Raw genomic sequence first — 18,251 nt, forward strand, 5'->3', positions numbered from 1 at the left:
GATCCACGGACCGCCGCCCGTCGTCACCCCCGGCGGGTGAGGAGGGGCCGTGCGCGCTCCTGTCGGCAGGGACATCCGGTTCACGCCGCCAGGTCGGTCCGGGCGGTGACGCGGCCCTCGGTCACCGCGTCGGCCAGTGCCCGGTGGTCGCGCTCGTTCTGGTCGGCGTAGGCACGGGCGAACTCCACCAGGGCCCGGTCGAAGGAGTCGCCGCGGCCGAGATAGGCGGCGATGGCGATCGGGTCGCCCGAGCGGGCGTGCGCGCGGGCCAGCGAGGCGCCGCACATCCGGGCGAACAGCGCCAGGGTCTCGGCGTCCATGGTCTCTGGGCGGGCGATGCCCTTCCAGTCCCTCAACTGCCTTACGTAGAAATCGCGTTCAAGTCCGTCGAAGCCTGTGACGTGCTTCCACCCGAGGAAGATGTCGCTGGCGGCCTGCATGAGCCGCTGCCCGGCGACCACCCGCTCGCCCTGGTTCTCGTACTGGCTCGCTCCGCAGTAGGGGGCGAGGACCGACGTGCCCGCCTCCTTGGCCTGGAGCAGGAGCGGGTCCTCGTCGTCGCGACCGAGCAGCAGGATGATCCAACAGCGCGTGCCGACGCTGCCGACCCCGACGACCTTGCGTGCCATGTCGGCCACATGGAACCGGCTCAGCACATGCCGCCGCTCCGACGACAGGGTGCTCATGTACCCGGTGATCAGGTCTTGCAGCATCCGCTCCAGTTCCCCGCGTTCCGCGCCGGCCAGCAGCTCGTCGAGCGGTGTGATCAGCGGGGGATCCGAGATGATCCGGTGGACGCCGCCCTCCACTCGGGTCAGCTTCGCGGCGGCATGCAGACTCGTCCGGCTGCGGGCCTTCGCCGAGGCCCGGGAGGCCCGCTGCTCGTCGTCCTTGCGCAGCGGCCGATCCAGGAGTGTCTGCATCTGGCCGAAGTCGTCCCGTGCGTACCAGACGTCGAGGGTGCGCAGCCCGGCGAACTCCCACATCCGCTCCCGGTAGGACGCGACCGCGGCACGCACCAGGGTGTCGCACCGCTTGGCCGGGAACCCGTTGGCCCGCCCGGCGATCACCAGACTCGCGGCGAGCCGCTTGACGTCCCACTCGAACGGGCCCGGCAGGGTCTCGTCGAAGTCGTTGATGTCGAAGACGAGATGGCGTTCCGGGGAGGCCAGGAGCCGGAAGTTCAGCAAGTGCGCGTCGCCGCACAGCTGGGCGAACAGCCCGGTGTGCGCGCCGGCACCGAGGTCGGACGCCATGATCGCAGCGGCTCCTCGGTAGAAGCGGAACGGCGATTCGAGCATCCGGCCGTAGCGGACAGGGACCAGCTCCCGAATGCGGGTGGCGGACTGCCGCTCGATGATGTCGATGGGATCGGGCCGTTTCTCGTCGGGCTCGAAGACACCGTGGGCGGAGCGCGGAACACGGGCGCGTGCCTCCTTGCCGAGTGCCGCGCGCTCGGCCGGGGAGAGCGGGCCGTCGTGGATCGAGGAGAGCGGACCGCCGCCCCTCGGTGAGAGCGGGCCGTCGTGCGTCGTCGCCATGACCGGACCTCCTTGCCCGCAGGGTCACAGCCCGGCACCCCGGTGGGATCACCCGGAGCAGGTGATGTGGGACGGGGGCGCGGGCGCTGGGATGCCTCTGTGGGCCGTACGCGGAACCCCGCCCGGCAGTCCGGCACGGCTGATCGTCCCGCTGGGGCGGCTCAGCGGTGGGCGGCACGCTTGGCGCTGCTGGTCGCGGCCGCCGCGGTCGCGCTGCCGCTGACGGCCGCCGGAGTCAGGAGCCTCGCGCTGCTGGCCGTCGGTCTGGCCGGGCTCGCCGCCACCGCGGCCGCGCTGTGGTGGACCTTCGCCCGGCACGGCCCGGCCCGTGCGGCCGCCACCGGGCTCGCGGTGCTGCTGCCGCTCGTGGTGCTGCTGCACTACGCGGCGGTGGGCCTGCTGTGGGTCGTGCTGTCGGCCCTGGCACTGTGGATCGCGGCGGCGTTGATCGGCCGGGCCGCCCTCGGCGGGGACGTCGCGCGGACCCGCCCGCGGCAGTACCCGGCCGCACCGCCGAAAGCGCCGTTCCTCATCATGAACCCCAGCTCAGGGCATGGAAAGGTCGGCCGATACGACCTCGTGGCCAAGGCCCGGGCCCTCGGCGCCGAGGTGGCCGTACTCGACCCCGCTCACCCGCAGGACGTCATGGAGCTCGCCCGCCGGGCCGTGGCGCGGGGCGCGGACCTGCTCGGCGTCGCCGGAGGGGACGGTACCCAGGCACTGGTGGCGGGCGTGGCCGCCCGGCACGAGCTGCCGTTCGTGGTGATCTGCGCCGGTACGCGCAACCACTTCGCGATGGACCTCGGCCTCGACCGATCCGACCCGTCGACCGGCCTCGACGCCCTCACCGACGGCGTGGAACTCCGCGTCGACCTCGGCGCCATCGGTGAGCGCGTCTTCGTCAACAACGCGTCCTTCGGCGTGTACGCGACGGTCGTGCAGAGCCCCGCCTACCGCGACGACAAGGTGCGCACCATCCTGCGGGAACTCCCGGACCTGCTGACCCACCAGATCGGCCCCCGGCTGACCGTCCACGCCGGCCAGGCGGTCATCGACGCTCCCCAAGGGGTCCTGGTCAGCAACAACCCCTACCACCTGGGCGACGCCGCCGGGCTCGGCCGGCGCGCACGGCTGGACTCCGGTCTCCTCGGCGTCTTCGGCATCACCGTCGACAACGCCGCGCAGGCTGCCGGTCTGCTGCGCGGTCACCATGCGCGCGGGCTCACCGCGCTCACCGCGCGGGAGGTGGTCGTCGACGCCGACGTCGGCGACATCCCGGTCGGCGTCGACGGCGAGGCCGTCCGGCTACCCACGCCCGTCATCTGCCGTATCACGCCCGGCGCCCTGCGCGTGCGCGTGCCACGCCACCGCCCGGGAGTGCCCCGCTCGAGCGGGACGGTGGACTGGCGGGCCCTGGGCCGCCTGGCATGGCAAAAGTGAACGGGTTACGTGCACCACCACAGGAACCGGTCGCACTCCGTCTCGGACGGAGTCGGTTCCGGGGTCGGGTCCTGTGTGGTCGGCTTGGCGGTCGGCGCGGGAGCCTGCGGCTCGGAGGTCGGGGCGGGGGCCGCGGTCGAGGTGTCGGAGCCGCCGCTGCCCGTGGTCGCCGACGGGGCGTCCTTGTCGGGGGTCTTGTCCTCGTCCTTCTTCTTGTCCTCGTCCTTCGGGGACTCGGAGGACGAGGGGGACGCCGAGGGGCCGGGCGAACGCGAGTCCCCGTCCGTCCGCGTCGTGCCGTCCGTCGCCTCGGGGGACGCGGTCACCTCATCCGACGCCGCGCCGTCCGCCGACTCGTCGCCCGCCACGGCCGGCTTCGGGCTGCTGCCCGGGGCGTCCATGCCGAGCTCGGCGAGGCTCAGACCGCCGGCTGCCAGGACGAACCCGGCGGCGATCAGCAGGGTCCGGCGACGACGGCGGCGATGCGCGGCGGCCTTGCGGTCGCGACGACTCGCACCGGACGGCCCGGACTCCTCGTCCAGGTCGTCGTCGTCCTCGTCGTCGTACTCGTCCTGACCGCCCTGATCGTCGTACCCGGCGGCGTACTCGTCGCGCTCGTCCTGGCCGCGCCGACGGCCACGCCGCTGCGCCGCCCGCCGCGCGGCCCGTCCGCCGACCGGCGCGCTCTCAGCCACCTCAGCGGCGTCCGTGCCCGCGTCCGCGGCGTCCTCGCTGTGGCCGGCGTCGGCATGGCGGTCGCCGTACTCGGCACCGCCGTACTGTCCCGTACCGGCCCCGTACTGTCCCGTACCGCCGCCGTACAGCCCCGCGCCGCTGCCGTTCCCGTACTGCCCCTCGTACACCTCGTACGAGCCCTGCCCGCCCACGGCCCCCGCAGGCGCCTGTACGGCCCGCTCGGCCAACTGCGGGTACGCCTCGTCCGGTGCGCCCGCGTGCACGCGCAGCTCTTCGATCGCGGCGCCGCACCCCGGGCAGGCGAGGGCGCCGTTGAGGTGCCTGCGGCACGGGTGGCAGTAGTCCATGACGCGGGAAGACTAGGGAACCGACCCACACCTTTCCTAGCGGCTACTGTGAAGGTTGTGTGCGGAATTGGTCTTTCCGGTTTGGTCGGTGGGGGTCAAGCCCGACTATTCGGCGCGATCCTCCGCGCCGGGTCCGTAACGCGACTCAGGTGGCCCGTACGGCAACGCAAAATGGCCCGTCGCACCCACGTGGTGCGACGGGCCACCTCGGCACATGTGCCCAGGCACCGGCCTATGTTTGCTTGCGCGTCGTGATCGCCCGCTGGATCAGGATGAACGCGCCCAGCAGCACACCCGTGGCGATCTTCGTCCACCAGGAGCTGAGCGTGCCCTCGAACTGGATGATGCTCTTGATCAGGCCCAGTACGAGGACGCCGAACAGGGTGCCCAGGACGTAACCCGAGCCGCCCGTCAGCAGCGTGCCACCGATGACGACCGCGGCGATCGCGTCGAGCTCCATGCCGACGGCGTGCAGCGGGTCACCGGACTGGATGTACAGCATGAAGAGCAGGCCGGCCAGCGCCGAGCAGAAGCCGCTCACCGTGTACACGGCGATCTTCGTGCCGCCCAGCGGAAGCCCCATCAGCATCGTCGACTGCTCGTTGCCGCCGATGGCGTACACCCGTCGGCCGAAGCGCGTGTAGTGGAGGATGTAGAAGGCGGCGGCGACGACGACCAGGGCGACGAGGGCGCCGACCGACAGCTCCCCCAGTCCGATCGACACCCGGGCCTGGGCCATGCTGCTCACCGTGGAGTCGCTGATGGAGATCGACTCCTTGCTGATGACCAGGCACAGGCCCCGGAAGAGGAAGAGGCCGGCGAGGGTCACGATGAACGGCTGGATCTCGAAGTTGTGGATCACATAGCCCATGAGGAAGCCGCCGAACGCGCCCACTCCCAGGGCGAGCGGGATGACCAGCATCAGCGGCAGGCCCTGACTCTCCACCAGCCACGCCGTGAACATGGTGGTGAAGCCGATCAGCGAACCGACGGACAGGTCGATGCCGCCGGCCATGATGACGAAGGTGGCGCCGACGGCGGCGACCAGCAGATAGCCGTTGTCGACGAACAGGTTGAGGAAGACCTGCGGTTCGCCGAAACCGTAGTTCTGGTAGCGGCTGAGACCGCCGATGTACATCGCGAGGAACAGGCCGGCCGTGACCAGGACGGGCAGCCGCCGGTCGCCGAGCAGACGCGCGGCCGTGGACGCCTGTGCCGACGTGGACGGCGTACGGCCTTCCGCTGCGGTACGGGTCTTGGTGGTCGCGCTCATCGCGACACCTCCATCTTCGGGGCGGCGTCGGCCGGGGTGGCGGGCTCCGCCGGGGCGGTGGTCCGGGCGCGTCCCTTCGCGCCGAAGACCTTGGCCCGGAACTTCGGGGACTGCAACAGGCAGACGACGATGACGACGACGGCCTTGAAGACCAGGGTGGTCTGGGTCGGCACGCCGATGGTGTAGATGGTGGTGGTCAGGGTCTGGATGACGAGGGCGCCGACCACCGTGCCGCCGATGGAGAACCGGCCGCCGAGCAGCGAGGTGCCGCCGATCACCACGGCGAGGATCGCGTCGAGTTCGATCCACAGACCGGCGTTGTTGCCGTCCGCGGCCGAGGTGTTGGAGCTGATCATCAGGCCCGCGATGCCCGCGCACAGCGCGCAGAAGATGTAGACCATGATCTTGATGCGGGTGGCCCTGATGCCGACCAGGCGGCTGGCCTCGGCGTTGCCGCCGACCGACTCGACCAGCAGGCCGAGCGCCGTGCGTCGGGTCAGCGTCGAGGTGACGGCCACCACCGCGGCCACCACGAAGATGGCGAAGGGCAGGGTCAGCCAGTAGCCGCCGCCGATCAGCTTGTACGGCTCGCTGTTGATGGTGATGATCTGGCCGTCGGTGATCAGCTGGGCGACACCGCGACCGGCGACCATGATGATGAGGGTCGCGATGATGGGCTGGATGCCCATCCGGGCGACCAGGAAGCCGTTCCACAGGCCGCAGACCACGGCCGCCACCAGGCCTATGCCCACGGCGAGGAAGACCCCCGCCAGCGCGTTCTGGTCGGCCTGGTCGCTGATGTACGAACAGGTCAGGGCGCCGGTGATGGCGACCACGGCGCCGACGGAGAGATCGATGCCGCCGGTGGCGATGACCAGGGTCATGCCGACCGCGACCAGGATCAGCGGTGAGCCGAACAGCACGATGGAGACGAGACTGCCGTAGAGGTGGCCGTCCGACATCCTGATCGAGAAGAAGCCAGGGGTGAAGGGGACGTTGACCAGCAGCAGGGCGACCAGGATCGCGACCGGCCAGAACAGGTGGTGGCGCGTCAGTGCTCGCCATCGGGACGTGGTGGTCACTGGTGTTCTCCGCTCGCGATGGTCTCGAGGATCTTGCTGGTGGTGATCTCGGGCCCGTTGGCCAGCCGAGCCACGAGTTTGCGGTCGCGCAGAACTCCGATGGTGTGGCTGAGCCGGAGCACCTCCTCCAGTTCGGCCGCGATGTACAGCACCGACATGCCGTCCTCGGACAGGGACACCACCAGTTTCTGGATCTCCGCCTTGGCGCCGACGTCGATGCCGCGCGTCGGCTCGTCCAGGATCAGCAGCTTCGGCTGGGTGATCAGCCAGCGGGCGAGCAGCACCTTCTGCTGGTTGCCGCCGCTGAGCTGCCCCACCCGGGCCTCCGGGTTGGCGGGGCGGATGTCCAGCGCCTTGATGTACTTGGCGACGAGTTCGTCGCGCTGGGAGGCCGGGATGGGCCGGGTCCAGCCGCGGGCCGCCTGGAGGGCGAGGATGATGTTCTCGCGCACGGTCAGATCGAGGACCAGCCCCTCGGTCTTGCGGTTCTCCGAGCAGAACGCGACCCCGGCGCCGATGGCGTCGTTCGGGGCGCTCATCGAGACCTGCCCGCCGCCGATGGTCACCTTGCCGCTGTCGGGCTGGTCGGCGCCGAACAGCAGCCGGGCGAGCTCGGTGCGGCCGGATCCCAGCAGGCCGGCGAGGCCGAGCACCTCGCCCTTCTTGATCTCCAGGTCGAAGGGGGCGATACCGCCGGTGCGGCCGAGGCCCTCGGCCTTGACGAGCGTCTCGCCGACGTCGGAGCGCAGCTGGTGCTCGTGCAGCCCCTCCAGCTGGTCCAGGGCCTTGCCGATCATCAGCTCGATCAGCCCGACCTGGTCGAGGTCGGCCACCATGTGCTCGCCGACCAGGGTGCCGTTGCGCAGGATGGTCATCCGGTCGCAGATCTCGTAGATCTGGTCGAGGAAGTGCGACACGAAGAGGATCGCGACACCCTCGTCCCGCAACTGCCGCATCAGGCGGAACAGTTCGAGGACCTCGTCGCGGTCGAGGCTGGAGGTGGGCTCGTCCAGGACCAGCACCTTGGTGCCGGATCCCCCGCCGTCGCTGTCGCGGTGGCCCACCGACCGTACGATCGCGACCAGCTGCTGCACGGCCAGCGGGTACGAGGACAGCGGCGCCGTCACGTCGATGTCGAGGCCGAGCCGGTCGACCATCTCCGCGGCCTGCTTGCGTATCTGCTTCCACTGGATGCGGCCCGCGCGGGTGGGTTCGCGTCCGATGAAGATGTTCTCCGCCACCGACAGGTTGGGGCAGAGGTTGACCTCCTGGTAGACCGTGCTGATACCGGCCTGCTGCGCCTGCAACGGGCTGCCGATCCGCACGGACTTGCCGTCGAGGGTGACGGTGCCGCCGTCCAGCGAGTAGACGCCCGTCAGCACCTTGATCAGTGTGGACTTTCCGGCGCCGTTCTCGCCCATCAGGGCGTGGATCTCGCCCGGGAAGAGGCGGAAGTCGACGCCCGACAGAGCCCTTACCCCCGGAAACTCCTTGACTACGCCCGTCATCTCCAGGACGGGCTGCGGCTCTGCCATGGCAGCGCTCCTCATGAATGTGTCCAGGTCCGCAGGGAGCCTCGGCCGAGGTTGTCGGCCGGCCGGAGGCTCCCTGCCGGTGGGGACGGTCGGTCAGTACGTGCGGTTGGGGAGCTCGGCCTTGGCCTGGTCCTGCGTGAAGTCGCTCTCCTTGGTCTTGATCCAGCGCTCGACCTTCTGGCCGGCGTGGACCTGCTTGACGACCTCCATCAGCTGGGGGCCGAGCAGCGGGTTGCACTCGATGATGCCGTTGATCTTGCCCTCGGCCATGGCCGCGAAGCCGTCCTTCACACCGTCGACCGTGACGATGAGGATGTCCTTGCCGGGCTTCTTGCCGACCGCCTCGATGGCCTGGATGGCGCCGAGACCCATGTCGTCGTTGTGCGCGAAGAGCACGTTGATGTCCTTGTGGGACTCCAGGAAGGCCGCCATGACCTGCTTGCCGCCGGCACGGGTGAAGTCACCGCTCTGGCTGGCGACGATCTTCCAGTCCTTGTGCTCGGCGTCCATGACCTCCTTGAAGCCCTTGCCGCGCTCGATCTGGGGAGCGGTGCCGGTGGTGCCCTCCAGCTGGGCGATCTTCACCGGGCCCTTGAGGCCGGCCGTGGCGATGACCTTCGCCACCATCTTGGCCGCGCGCCGGCCCTCGTCGGTGAAGTCGGAGCCGACCAGGGTGACGTACAGGGAGTCGTCGGAGGTCTCCACGGAGCGGTCCGTGAGGACGACCGGGATCTTCGCCGCCTTGGCCTCCCTGAGCACGGCGTCCCAGCCGGTGACCTTCTGCGGCGAGAAGGCGATGACGTCCACCTTCTGCGCGATGTAGCCGCGGATCGCGGCGATCTGGTTCTCCTGCTTCTGCTGGCCGTCGGAGAACTTGAGGTCGATGCCCGCCTCCTTGGCCGACGACTTCACCGAGGTGGTGTTGGCGGTGCGCCAGCCGCTCTCCGCGCCGACCTGGGAGAAGCCGAGGGTGATCCCCTTGCTGCCGCCACCGGAGCCACCGGACGAGCCGCCGTCCTCCTTGGCGCAGGCCGCCAGACCGGCCGTAGCCGCCACGCCGACCGCCGCGGTGAGGAAGTTCCTTCTGTTGAGCATGTCCTTCTCCTTTGAAGAGCCGGCCCGGGGTGGACCGCTGGTACTCGGTTGGTACTTGTGGGGACCGGCCGTACTGCGTCCAGCCTGTCGATCATCGTTCGAGATGTCGGTCACGCTTGCCCCGAAGGACGAACGGCGACCGGGTGGTGCGGCGTCAGCCGGGAGCGGCTCCCGGTTGAGGCAGGTACGGGAACGTGCTTGCGCGGACGACGAGTTGGGGTTCGATCGAGACCTGGGACGTCCCGGAGGGGGTACGGCCCTCGATCAGGTCCAGCAGCAGGGCGATGCTCCGCTTGCCCACCGTCGCGAAGTCCTGCCGGACGGTGGTGAGCGGCGGGGCGAAGAACTCCGACTCCGGGATGTCGTCGAAGCCGGCCACCGCGACGTCCTGGGGAGTGCGTACGCCCGCCTCACGCAGCGCCCGCAACACCCCCAGCGCCATCTGGTCGTTGGCCACGAAGACGGCGGTCAGGCCGCGTCCCACCCAGCCCGCCAGTTCCTGGCCGGCCCGGTAGCCCGACAGCGGGCTCCAGTCCCCCCGCAGCAGCATCGGTGGTTCCACGTCCGCCGCTTCGAGGGTCGCCCGCCAGCCGTCGACCCGGTCCACCGCCTCCTGCCAGTCCTCGGGCCCGGCGAGATGCCAGACCCTGCGGTGGCCGGCGGCGAGCAGATGGCCGGTGGCCAGCCGTGCGCCCAGATTCTGGTCCACGTTGACGCTGGGGACCTCGGCGCCCGAGCCGGTGCCCACGGCCACCACCGGGAACGGGTGGCGGAGTTCGGCGAGGGCCTCGACCGCCGACCGCTGCGGGGCGATGGCAATGACCCCCTCCACCCCGCCGTCGCTGAGGCGGTGCAGGGCCTCGGACAGCGTCTCCACCGTCAGCCTGCGCAGACTGACCGTCGAGACCAGATAGCCCTCGGCACGCGCCGCCTCCTCCAGCGCGAACAACGTACTGGCCGGACCGTACAGCGTGGTGTTGGAGGCGACCACCCCCAGGGTCCGGGTGCGCCGGGTGGCCAGGGCCCGTGCGGAGAAGTTGCGGCGGTAGCCCATCTCCTCGATCGCCCGCAGCACCTTGGCCCGTGTCTCGTCCCGCACGTTGGGGTGGTCCCCCAGCACGCGGGACACGGTCTGGTGGGACACACCGGCCTGGCGTGCCACGTCGGCCATGGTGGGCGGCCGAAGCTGCGAGGGGGTCACGGCCGCACCTCCTTGGCGGTCGTCTGCCGATAAGACCTGTGGCGAGGGCCGATGGTTCGGCGCCGGCCGCGTCATGCCGGTGTTCCGGAAGGGCCAACGGCACGGGGCGGGAAGGCGAGTTGAAGCACTGCTGACACGACGCTCATACCTCCTTGGATGCCGTCGGGGCCGACTTGTGGCCGACCGGTGAATGCGGACGCCATTGTGAGCGCTAACATTTCATGGCGGTCAAGAGGGCTGCGCCAGAGAAGTCGTCACGGTTGAATAACGCGACGAGCGGCGGAGGTGGGGTGACCCAGGGCGTTCTGCCTGGTCAGGAGCGCTTCGAGGGTCATCGGGGGAGGTATCCGCACACCCTCGAAGACCTCGGCGACCCTCGTGGCGCACCCCGTCGCATCCGTCTCGCCGGGCACCTGGGCCGCCGCATCGAAACCGTTGTTTGTAGACCCATTGACACTCGCATGTGGTCGTCCCTACTGTCGCGACAGCATTTCGAACGAGTGCCGATATTTCGAACAGACCGAAGAGGACAGGGAGTAGTACCGTGCGCATCACGGGAATCAGCACACACGTGGTCGGAACGCCGTGGCGCAACCTGACCTACGTCCAGGTACACACCGACGAGGGGCTCACCGGTGTCGGCGAGACCCGCATGCTGGGCCACACCGACGCGCTGCTCGGCTATCTGCACGAGGCGAAGACCAATCACATTCTCGGCTCCGACCCGTTCGCTGTCGAGGATCTCGTCAAGCGGATGAAGTACGGCGACTACGGCCGGGCCGGCGAGATCGTGATGTCGGGCATCGCCGTGATCGAGATGGCCTGCTGGGACATCAAGGGCAAGGCGCTCGGCGTGCCGGTCTGGCAGCTGCTCGGCGGCAAGGTCACCGACAAGGTCAAGGCGTACGCCAACGGCTGGTACACCACCGAGCGGACGCCCGAGGCGTACCACAAGGCGGCCCAGGGGGTCATGGAGCGCGGTTACCGGGCGCTCAAGATCGACCCGTTCGGGACCGGCCACTTCGAGCTGGACCACGAGCAGAGCCTCTACGCGGTCTCCCTGATCGAGGCCGTGCGCGACGCCATCGGCCCGGACGCCGAGCTGATGCTGGAGATGCACGGCCGGTTCTCCCCCGCCACCGCCGTCCGCCTGGCCAAGGAGCTGGCACCCTTCAAGCCCGCGTGGCTGGAGGAGCCGGTGCCGCCGGAGAACCTGAAGGCGCTGGAGAAGGTCGCCGCCAAGGTCGACATGCCGGTCGCCACGGGTGAGCGCATCCACGACCGCATCGAGTTCCGGGAGCTCTTCGAGAGCCAGGCCGTGGACATCATCCAGCCGGACGTCGGCCACATCGGCGGCATCTGGGAGACCCGTAAGCTGGCCGCCACCGCCGAGACGCACTACATGCTGGTCGCGCCGCACAACGTGGGCGGGCCGGTGCTGACCGCCGCCTCCCTCCAGGTCGGCTTCACCGCCCCCAACTTCAAGATCCTCGAGCACTTCAACGACTTCGCGGACGCGGAGATCAAGAAGGTGATCAAGGGCGCCCCCCAGGTGAACCCCGAGGACGGCTGCTTCCACCTCTCCCACGAGCCCGGTCTCGGTGTGGAGCTGGACGTCGACGCCGCCGCGGAGTTCCCGCAGCAGCAGGCCCGGTTCGACCTGTGGGCCGACGGCTGGGAGCAGCGCAAGCCCAAGGGCACCGAGTGAGCACCCACACCCGCCGGCCCGGCACCGGGGCCTGGGTCGGAGGTGGCGCCTGCCGGGCGACGCCGGGCACGCCCTCTCGCCACGCACCAGACCCCGCCCGGCCCGCCCTCCGGGCGGACGACGCCACTTCCGATCCAGGCCCCGGGAGGCCCCATTGAGCACCGCCGTCGTCATCGAGGCTCCGGGCGAGCACCGGCTCGTCCCGCACGAGCCCCGGCAGCCGGAAGCGGGCGAGGCCCTGGTCCGGGTGCACGCCTCGGGGATCTGCGGCAGTGACCGCGAGGTCTTCCAGGGCAACCGGCCGGAGGGGTACGTCCGCTATCCGCTCACGCCGGGCCACGAGTGGTCCGGGACGGTGGCGGCGGTCGGCGACGGCGTCCCTTCGAGCCTGGTGGGCCGCAAGGTCGTGGGCGAGGGCTTCCGGAACTGCCAGGTCTGCGACCGCTGCCACGCGGGCGAGACCACACTGTGCACGGCGGGCTACGAGGAGACCGGCTTCACCCAGCCGGGCGCCATGGCCCCCACGCTCACGCTTCCGGCACGCCTGCTGCACGTGCTGCCGGACGACGCGGACCTCACGGCGGCGGCGCTGCTGGAGCCGGCCGCATGCATCGCGGCCGCCGCGCTCAAGGCGAACGCGGTGCCGGGCGAGCGGGTGGCCGTGGTGGGCACGGGCACGCTCGGGATGTTCGCCATCCAGTTCCTGAAGGCGGGCTCGCCGGCCGAGCTGCTCGTCGTGGGGACGCGTCCGGACCGGGCCGAGCTGTCGAAGCGGTTCGGGGCGACGGACTTCCGCACCAAGGACGAGGAACTCCCCGACGACTTCGACGTCGTCATCGAGACCGCCGGGTCCGCGGACGCGGCACGCACCGCCGCCGCCCTGCTGCGCCGCGGTGGACGGCTGATCCTGACGGGCATTCCGGCGCCGGGCGCGGACGGGCTCGACCCGACCGATCTCGTCGTGCGGCAGCTGGAGGTGCAGACCGTGTTCGGCGCGGCGCCGGACGCCTGGGCGCACACCGTGCGGGTCTTCGGGGCGGGACTGCTCGACCCGCTGCCGCTGGTCACGCACGAGCTGCCGCTGGAGGAGTTCCCGCAGGCCATCGAGCTGGTGGGGTCCGGCGACCCGAAGGTCGGAAAGGTCCTGCTGCGGCCATGACCCACCCCTGAGCCGTACGCCGGTACGGGGTACCTGACGACTTCGTACCGGCGTACATCCAAAGCCCCGCACGGCCAGAGCCGCGACCGCCGTCCGAAATATCGAACATGAAGGACAACCTGTGACCGACACCTCCGCTTCGACGCCACGCCGACCCGGCGAGCAGGCGCTCGCCGCACTCGGCCTGGGGGCGCCCGCCCTCGACCCCTCCGACGCCTCTCCGCACACCTTCCCCGGCGGCGGCCGCTGGCGCACCGAGGTTCCCTCCGTGGAGGGCCCCGAGGCGCTCGCCGTGGTCCTCAAGGAGTCCTCGCGGCTCGATGTGCCGGTCCACCGGATCAGCCAGGGCAGCGGTATCTGGATGCTCACCGACGCCGAGATCACCGAGATGGTGGAGGCGACCGCCGAGCGCGACATCGAGCTCTGCCTGTTCACCGGCCCGCGCGGCACCTGGGACATCGGCGGCTCCACCCGCACCGACTCCAAGGGCGGCGGGCTGCGCGCCCGGGGCCACGACGCGGTCGCCGGGTGCGTCGAGGACGCCGTACGCGCCACCGAGCTGGGCGTGAAGTGCCTCCTCGTCGCCGACGAGGGCGTGCTCTGGGCGCTGCACCGGGCGCGGGTCGCCGGGATCATCCCGGCCGACACGACGCTCAAGGTGAGCGCGCTGATCGGCCCCGTCAACCCGGCCGCGTACGCCGTGTACGAGAACCTCGGCGGCGACTCGATCAACGTGCCGAGCGACCTGACGCTGGATCACCTCACCGAGATCCGTCGCGTCTCCGGTGCCCCGATGGACATGTACATCGAGGCCCCCGACGATCTGGGCGGTTACATCCGGATGTACGAGGTTGCCGAGCTGATCCGCCGCGGCGCACCGCTCTACCTGAAGTTCGGGCTCTCCAAGGCCCCCGGGATCTACCCCTACGGCCACCACATGCGGGACCTGACACTGGCCACCGCCAAGGAACGCGTACGGCGCGGACGCCTGGCGCTGGACCTCCTCGCACGGCACGGAGCTGACGGCGACATGGCGCCTCTCGGTTCACGGCTGCCCGGAGCGCTGAAGCGGTTCGAAATTCCCGCATAACGTTCCGGACAATCCCCCTTCACAGAAGAAGACGCAGTCGAACACAATCCGACACACCCTCATCTCGGTCTTTCCCGCACCGCCCGCAAGCGTCTTCGCGCCGCCGACCGAGCCCTGCCAGACACACATCAAGGATGATGATCATGCGTAACCGCCGAGCCGCACTCGCCGCCATAGCCGGAGCCGCCTCCCTCGCCCTCACCCTGTCCGCCTGTGGCCAGAGCGGCGAGGGCGGCAGCAAGCAGGAGGCCGGCGACACCAAGGGCGCCACCATCGGCATCGCGATGCCGACCAAGTCCTCCGAGCGCTGGATCGCCGACGGCAACAACGTCGTCAAGGACCTGGAGTCCAAGGGCTACAAGACCAAGCTGGTCTACGGCGAGGACGACACGGACCAGCAGGTCGGGCAGATCGAGAACCTGATCACGCAGGGCGTGAAGGCGCTGATCGTCGCGGCCATCGACAACAAGTCGATGAACAGCGTGCTCCAGCAGGCCAAGGACGCGAACATCCCGGTGATCTCCTACGACCGCCTGATCCTGGGCACGGAGAACGTCGACTACTACGCGTCGTTCGACAACGAGAAGGTCGGCGAGCTCCAGGGCAACTACATCGTCGAGAAGCTCGGCCTGAAGGACGGCTCCAAGAAGGGCCCGTTCAACATCGAGCTGTTCGCCGGCTCCAACGACGACAACAACACGCGCTACTTCTTCCAGGGCGCGATGAACGTCCTTCAGCCGTACATCGACAAGAAGCAGCTCGTCGTCCGCTCCGGCCAGACCAAGCTCAACCAGGTCACCACCCTGCGCTGGGACGGTGGCAAGGCCCAGAACCGCATGGACGAGATCCTGACCTCGGCGTACAAGAGCGAGCGCGTCGACGCGGTCCTCTCGCCGTACGACGGCATCTCCATCGGCATCCTCTCGGCGCTGAAGTCGGACAGCTACGGCACCAAGAGCAAGCCGTGGCCGATCGTCACCGGCCAGGACGCCGAGGTCGCCTCGGTGAAGTCGATCATCGCCGACCAGCAGGCGATGACCGTCTACAAGGACACCCGTGAGCTCGCCAAGGTCGCCTCGAACATGGTCGACGCGGCGCTCAAGGGCAAGAAGCCCGAGGTCAACGACACCAAGACGTACGACAACGGCTCCAAGGTCGTCCCGGCCTACCTGCTCACTCCGGTCAGCGTCGACAAGACCAACTACAAGAAGGAGGTCGTCGACACCGGCTACATCAAGGAAAGCGACCTCAACTAACCGCCGGCACACTCTGATTGGAAGGCACGACCATGGCGGGACCCGTCCTGGAAATGCGCTCGATCGTCAAGACCTTTCCCGGCGTCAAGGCGCTGTCGGACGTCACACTGACCGTCCAGCAGGGCGAGGTCCACGCCATCTGTGGTGAGAACGGCGCCGGTAAGTCGACCCTGATGAAGGTCCTCTCCGGCGTCCACCCGCACGGCACCTACGAGGGAGACATCCTCTTCGAGGGGGAGGTCTGCGAGTTCAAGGACATCCGGGCGAGCGAGCACCGCGGCATCGTCATCATCCACCAGGAACTGGCGCTGTCGCCCTACCTCTCCCTCGCGGAGAACATCTTCCTCGGCAACGAGCACGCCAAGAGCGGGTTCATCGACTGGCGGGAGACCCTGCGGCACGGCTCCGAGCTGCTGCGCCGGGTCGGTCTCAGCGATCACCCCGACACCCGTGTCGCCGACATCGGCGTGGGCAAGCAGCAGCTCGTGGAGATCGCGAAGGCGCTGTCGAAGAAGGTGAAGCTGCTCATCCTGGATGAGCCGACCGCGGCCCTGAACGACGAGGACAGCGGCAAACTCCTGGATCTGATCCTGGAGTTGAAGAAGCAGGGCATCACCTCGATCATCATCTCCCACAAGCTCAACGAGATCCGCAAGGTCGCCGACTCGGTGACGATCATCCGTGACGGCCAGACCATCGAGACGCTCGATGTGAAGGCGCCGGAGACCACCGAGGACCGGATCATCAGCGGGATGGTCGGCCGCGACCTGGAGAACCGCTTCCCCGACCGCACCCCGCACGAGCCGGAGGAGGGCGCCCACCCGGCGCTTGAGATCCGCAACTGGACCGTGCACCACCCGATCGACCAACAGCGCAAGGTCGTCGACGACGTGTCGATCGAGGTGCGGCGCGGCGAGATCGTCGGCATCGCGGGCCTGATGGGCGCCGGCCGCACCGAGCTGGCGATGAGCGTCTTCGGGCGGACGTACGGCCGCCACGCGGGCGGCACGGTCCTCAAGGACGGCACGGAGATCCGTACCAAGACCGTCCCCGAGGCGGTCAAGCACGGCATCGCGTACGTCACCGAGGACCGCAAGCACTACGGTCTCAACCTCATCGACACCGTCAACCGCAACATCTCGCTCAGCGCGCTGGGCAAGGTCGCCAAGCGGGGCGTGGTCGACGAGCACGAGGAGCGGCAGGTCGCCGAGGGCTTCCGCAAGTCCATGAACATCAAGGCGCCGACCGTGTTCGAGCCGGTGGGCAAGTTGTCCGGCGGCAACCAGCAGAAGGTCGTCCTCAGCAAGTGGATCTTCGCGGGTCCCGATGTGCTGATCCTGGACGAGCCGACGCGTGGCATCGACGTCGGCGCCAAGTACGAGATCTACACGGTCATCGACCAGCTGGCCGCCCAGGGCAAGGCGGTCGTCTTCATCTCCTCCGAGCTGCCGGAACTGCTCGGCATGTGCGACCGCATCTACACGATGGCCGCGGGGCGGCTGACCGGTGAGTTCTCGCGGGAAGAGGCCTCGCAGGAATCGCTGATGCGTCAGATGACAAAGGACAAAGAGGTATCCCGATGAGCACGGATGTGACCGCCAAGACCCCGGCCCCCGCGCCGTCGGGCAAGAGCGGAGGGGCCGCGGGCGACGGTCTGCTCCAGCTGGTGATGGAGGGCATGCGCCGCAACATGCGGCAGTACGGCATGCTGATCGCCCTCGGGCTGATCGTGGCGCTGTTCGCCGTGTGGACCGACGGTGACCTGCTGCTGCCGCGCAACGTCTCCAACCTGGTGTTGCAGAACAGCTACATCCTCATCCTCGCGATGGGCATGATGCTGGTGATCATCGCGGGCCATATCGACCTGTCGGTCGGCTCGTTGACGGCGTTCATCGGATCGATGGCGGCCGTGTTCATGGTCAAGAACGACCTGCCATGGCCGGTCGCCGTCATCCTCTGCCTGGCGGTGGGCGCCATCGCGGGCGCCATCCAAGGGTTCTTCATCGCGTACGGCGGCATACCATCGTTCATCGTAACCCTCGCGGGCATGCTGATCTGGCGCGGTCTGACCGAGATCTTCCTTGAGGGCCAGACCCTCGGCCCGTTCCCGGAGGGCCTTCAGAAGGTCGCCAACGGCTTCCTGCCCGAGGTCGGCCCGAACACGAACTACCACAACCTCACCCTGCTGCTCGGCTTCGCGATGATCGCGTTCGTGGTCTTCCAGGAGTTCCGTGACCGCCGCCGCCAGCAGGAGTTCAACCTCGACGTCCCGCCCTTCAACCTGTTCCTGCTGAAGCTGGTCGCGCTCGGCGCCGCCATCCTCACGCTGACGATGCTGCTCGCCAGCTACAAGGGCGCCCCGGTCGTGCTGCTCATCCTGGGCGTGCTGCTCGTCGGCTTCGGCTACGTGATGCGCAACGCGATCATCGGCCGCCACATCTACGCGATCGGCGGCAACCTGCCCGCGGCCAAGCTGTCGGGTGTGAAGGACAAGAAGGTCACCTTCCTGATCTTCATGAACATGGGCATGCTCGCGGCCCTGGCGGGTCTGGTCTTCGCCGCCCGCTTCAACGCGGCCTCTCCCAAGGCCGGCCTCAACTTCGAGCTGGAGGCCATCGCGGCCTCGTTCATCGGCGGCGCGTCGATGAGCGGCGGCGTCGGCACGGTCCTCGGCGCGATCATCGGTGGTCTGGTCCTGGGCGTGCTGAACAACGGCATGAACCTCGTCGGCATCGGCACCGACTGGCAGCAGGTCATCAAGGGCATGGTGCTGCTGGCGGCGGTCGGGTTCGACGTGTGGAACAAGCGCAAGGTCGGTAGCTGACAGA

14 protein-coding genes are annotated in these 18,251 nt (G+C 69.2%); 7 read left to right on the top strand and 7 right to left on the bottom strand.

The annotated features are described in order from the left end of the window. Nucleotides 1-80: 80 nt before the first annotated feature. Nucleotides 81-1,541 carry a DUF2252 domain-containing protein gene (locus tag KUM44_RS03490; protein ID WP_217206153.1) on the bottom strand — a complete coding sequence of 487 codons (1,461 nt, stop codon included), beginning with the start codon at nucleotides 1,539-1,541 and terminating at the stop codon, nucleotides 81-83. 180 nt (nucleotides 1,542-1,721) lie between these two features. Here KUM44_RS03490 and KUM44_RS03495 point away from each other — a divergent pair, with 180 nt between their 5' ends. Beyond that, nucleotides 1,722-2,981, top strand: coding sequence for a diacylglycerol kinase family protein (locus KUM44_RS03495; RefSeq protein WP_254388979.1), 1,260 nt, complete (start codon nucleotides 1,722-1,724; stop codon nucleotides 2,979-2,981). 5 nt (nucleotides 2,982-2,986) lie between these two features. Here the strand turns inward: KUM44_RS03495 and KUM44_RS03500 are convergent, their stop codons facing one another. The 6 genes from KUM44_RS03500 to KUM44_RS03525 form a co-directional block, all read right to left on the bottom strand. After that, nucleotides 2,987-4,024: a hypothetical protein gene (locus tag KUM44_RS03500; protein ID WP_217206155.1), complete on the bottom strand. Its 1,038-nt coding sequence runs from the start codon at nucleotides 4,022-4,024 to the stop codon at nucleotides 2,987-2,989. Between the two features lie 232 nt (nucleotides 4,025-4,256). Further along, nucleotides 4,257-5,297 (bottom strand): galactofuranose ABC transporter, permease protein YjfF, encoded by a 1,041-nt coding sequence (yjfF, locus tag KUM44_RS03505; RefSeq protein WP_217206156.1) that lies wholly within the window; start codon nucleotides 5,295-5,297, stop codon nucleotides 4,257-4,259. Beyond that, entirely contained in the window at nucleotides 5,294-6,379 is a 1,086-nt protein-coding gene (locus tag KUM44_RS03510) for an ABC transporter permease (RefSeq protein WP_217206157.1), read from the bottom strand. Before KUM44_RS03510 ends, yjfF begins: the two co-directional genes overlap by 4 nt. Beyond that, nucleotides 6,376-7,914: a sugar ABC transporter ATP-binding protein gene (locus KUM44_RS03515; RefSeq protein ID WP_217206158.1), complete on the bottom strand. Its 1,539-nt coding sequence runs from the start codon at nucleotides 7,912-7,914 to the stop codon at nucleotides 6,376-6,378. The genes KUM44_RS03510 and KUM44_RS03515 overlap by 4 nt, the downstream gene beginning before the upstream one ends. 93 nt (nucleotides 7,915-8,007) lie before the next feature. Further along, nucleotides 8,008-9,009: an ABC transporter substrate-binding protein gene (locus tag KUM44_RS03520; protein ID WP_217206159.1), complete on the bottom strand. Its 1,002-nt coding sequence runs from the start codon at nucleotides 9,007-9,009 to the stop codon at nucleotides 8,008-8,010. Between the two features lie 154 nt (nucleotides 9,010-9,163). Next, a complete protein-coding gene (locus KUM44_RS03525; RefSeq protein WP_217206160.1) occupies nucleotides 9,164-10,210 on the bottom strand; it encodes a LacI family DNA-binding transcriptional regulator in 1,047 nt (348 codons plus the stop codon). A 544-nt stretch (nucleotides 10,211-10,754) separates the two neighbouring features. On the opposite strand from KUM44_RS03525, the gene KUM44_RS03530 reads away from it, so the two are divergent. The 6 genes from KUM44_RS03530 (at nucleotide 10,755) to mmsB (ending at nucleotide 18,247) form a co-directional block, all read left to right on the top strand. Then, a complete protein-coding gene (locus KUM44_RS03530; protein WP_189781173.1) occupies nucleotides 10,755-11,918 on the top strand; it encodes a mandelate racemase/muconate lactonizing enzyme family protein in 1,164 nt (387 codons plus the stop codon). Between the two features lie 154 nt (nucleotides 11,919-12,072). Further along, nucleotides 12,073-13,077 (top strand): zinc-binding dehydrogenase, encoded by a 1,005-nt coding sequence (locus tag KUM44_RS03535; RefSeq protein ID WP_217206162.1) that lies wholly within the window; start codon nucleotides 12,073-12,075, stop codon nucleotides 13,075-13,077. Between the two features lie 121 nt (nucleotides 13,078-13,198). Further along, nucleotides 13,199-14,167 carry a hypothetical protein gene (locus KUM44_RS03540; protein ID WP_217206163.1) on the top strand — a complete coding sequence of 323 codons (969 nt, stop codon included), beginning with the start codon at nucleotides 13,199-13,201 and terminating at the stop codon, nucleotides 14,165-14,167. A gap of 143 nt (nucleotides 14,168-14,310) precedes the next feature. Beyond that, a complete protein-coding gene (gene chvE / locus KUM44_RS03545) occupies nucleotides 14,311-15,423 on the top strand; it encodes a multiple monosaccharide ABC transporter substrate-binding protein (RefSeq protein WP_374202005.1) in 1,113 nt (370 codons plus the stop codon). A gap of 32 nt (nucleotides 15,424-15,455) precedes the next feature. Continuing rightward, nucleotides 15,456-17,006 carry a multiple monosaccharide ABC transporter ATP-binding protein gene (gene mmsA, locus KUM44_RS03550; RefSeq protein WP_217206165.1) on the top strand — a complete coding sequence of 517 codons (1,551 nt, stop codon included), beginning with the start codon at nucleotides 15,456-15,458 and terminating at the stop codon, nucleotides 17,004-17,006. Continuing rightward, on the top strand, nucleotides 17,003-18,247 hold the full coding sequence (gene mmsB / locus KUM44_RS03555) for a multiple monosaccharide ABC transporter permease (protein ID WP_217206166.1): 1,245 nt from the start codon (nucleotides 17,003-17,005) through the stop codon (nucleotides 18,245-18,247). Before mmsA ends, mmsB begins: the two co-directional genes overlap by 4 nt. Nucleotides 18,248-18,251: the final 4 nt, after the last annotated feature.

The organism is Streptomyces sp. AC550_RSS872, assembly GCF_019049285.1.
In the GTDB taxonomy this organism is placed as follows: domain Bacteria; phylum Actinomycetota; class Actinomycetes; order Streptomycetales; family Streptomycetaceae; genus Streptomyces.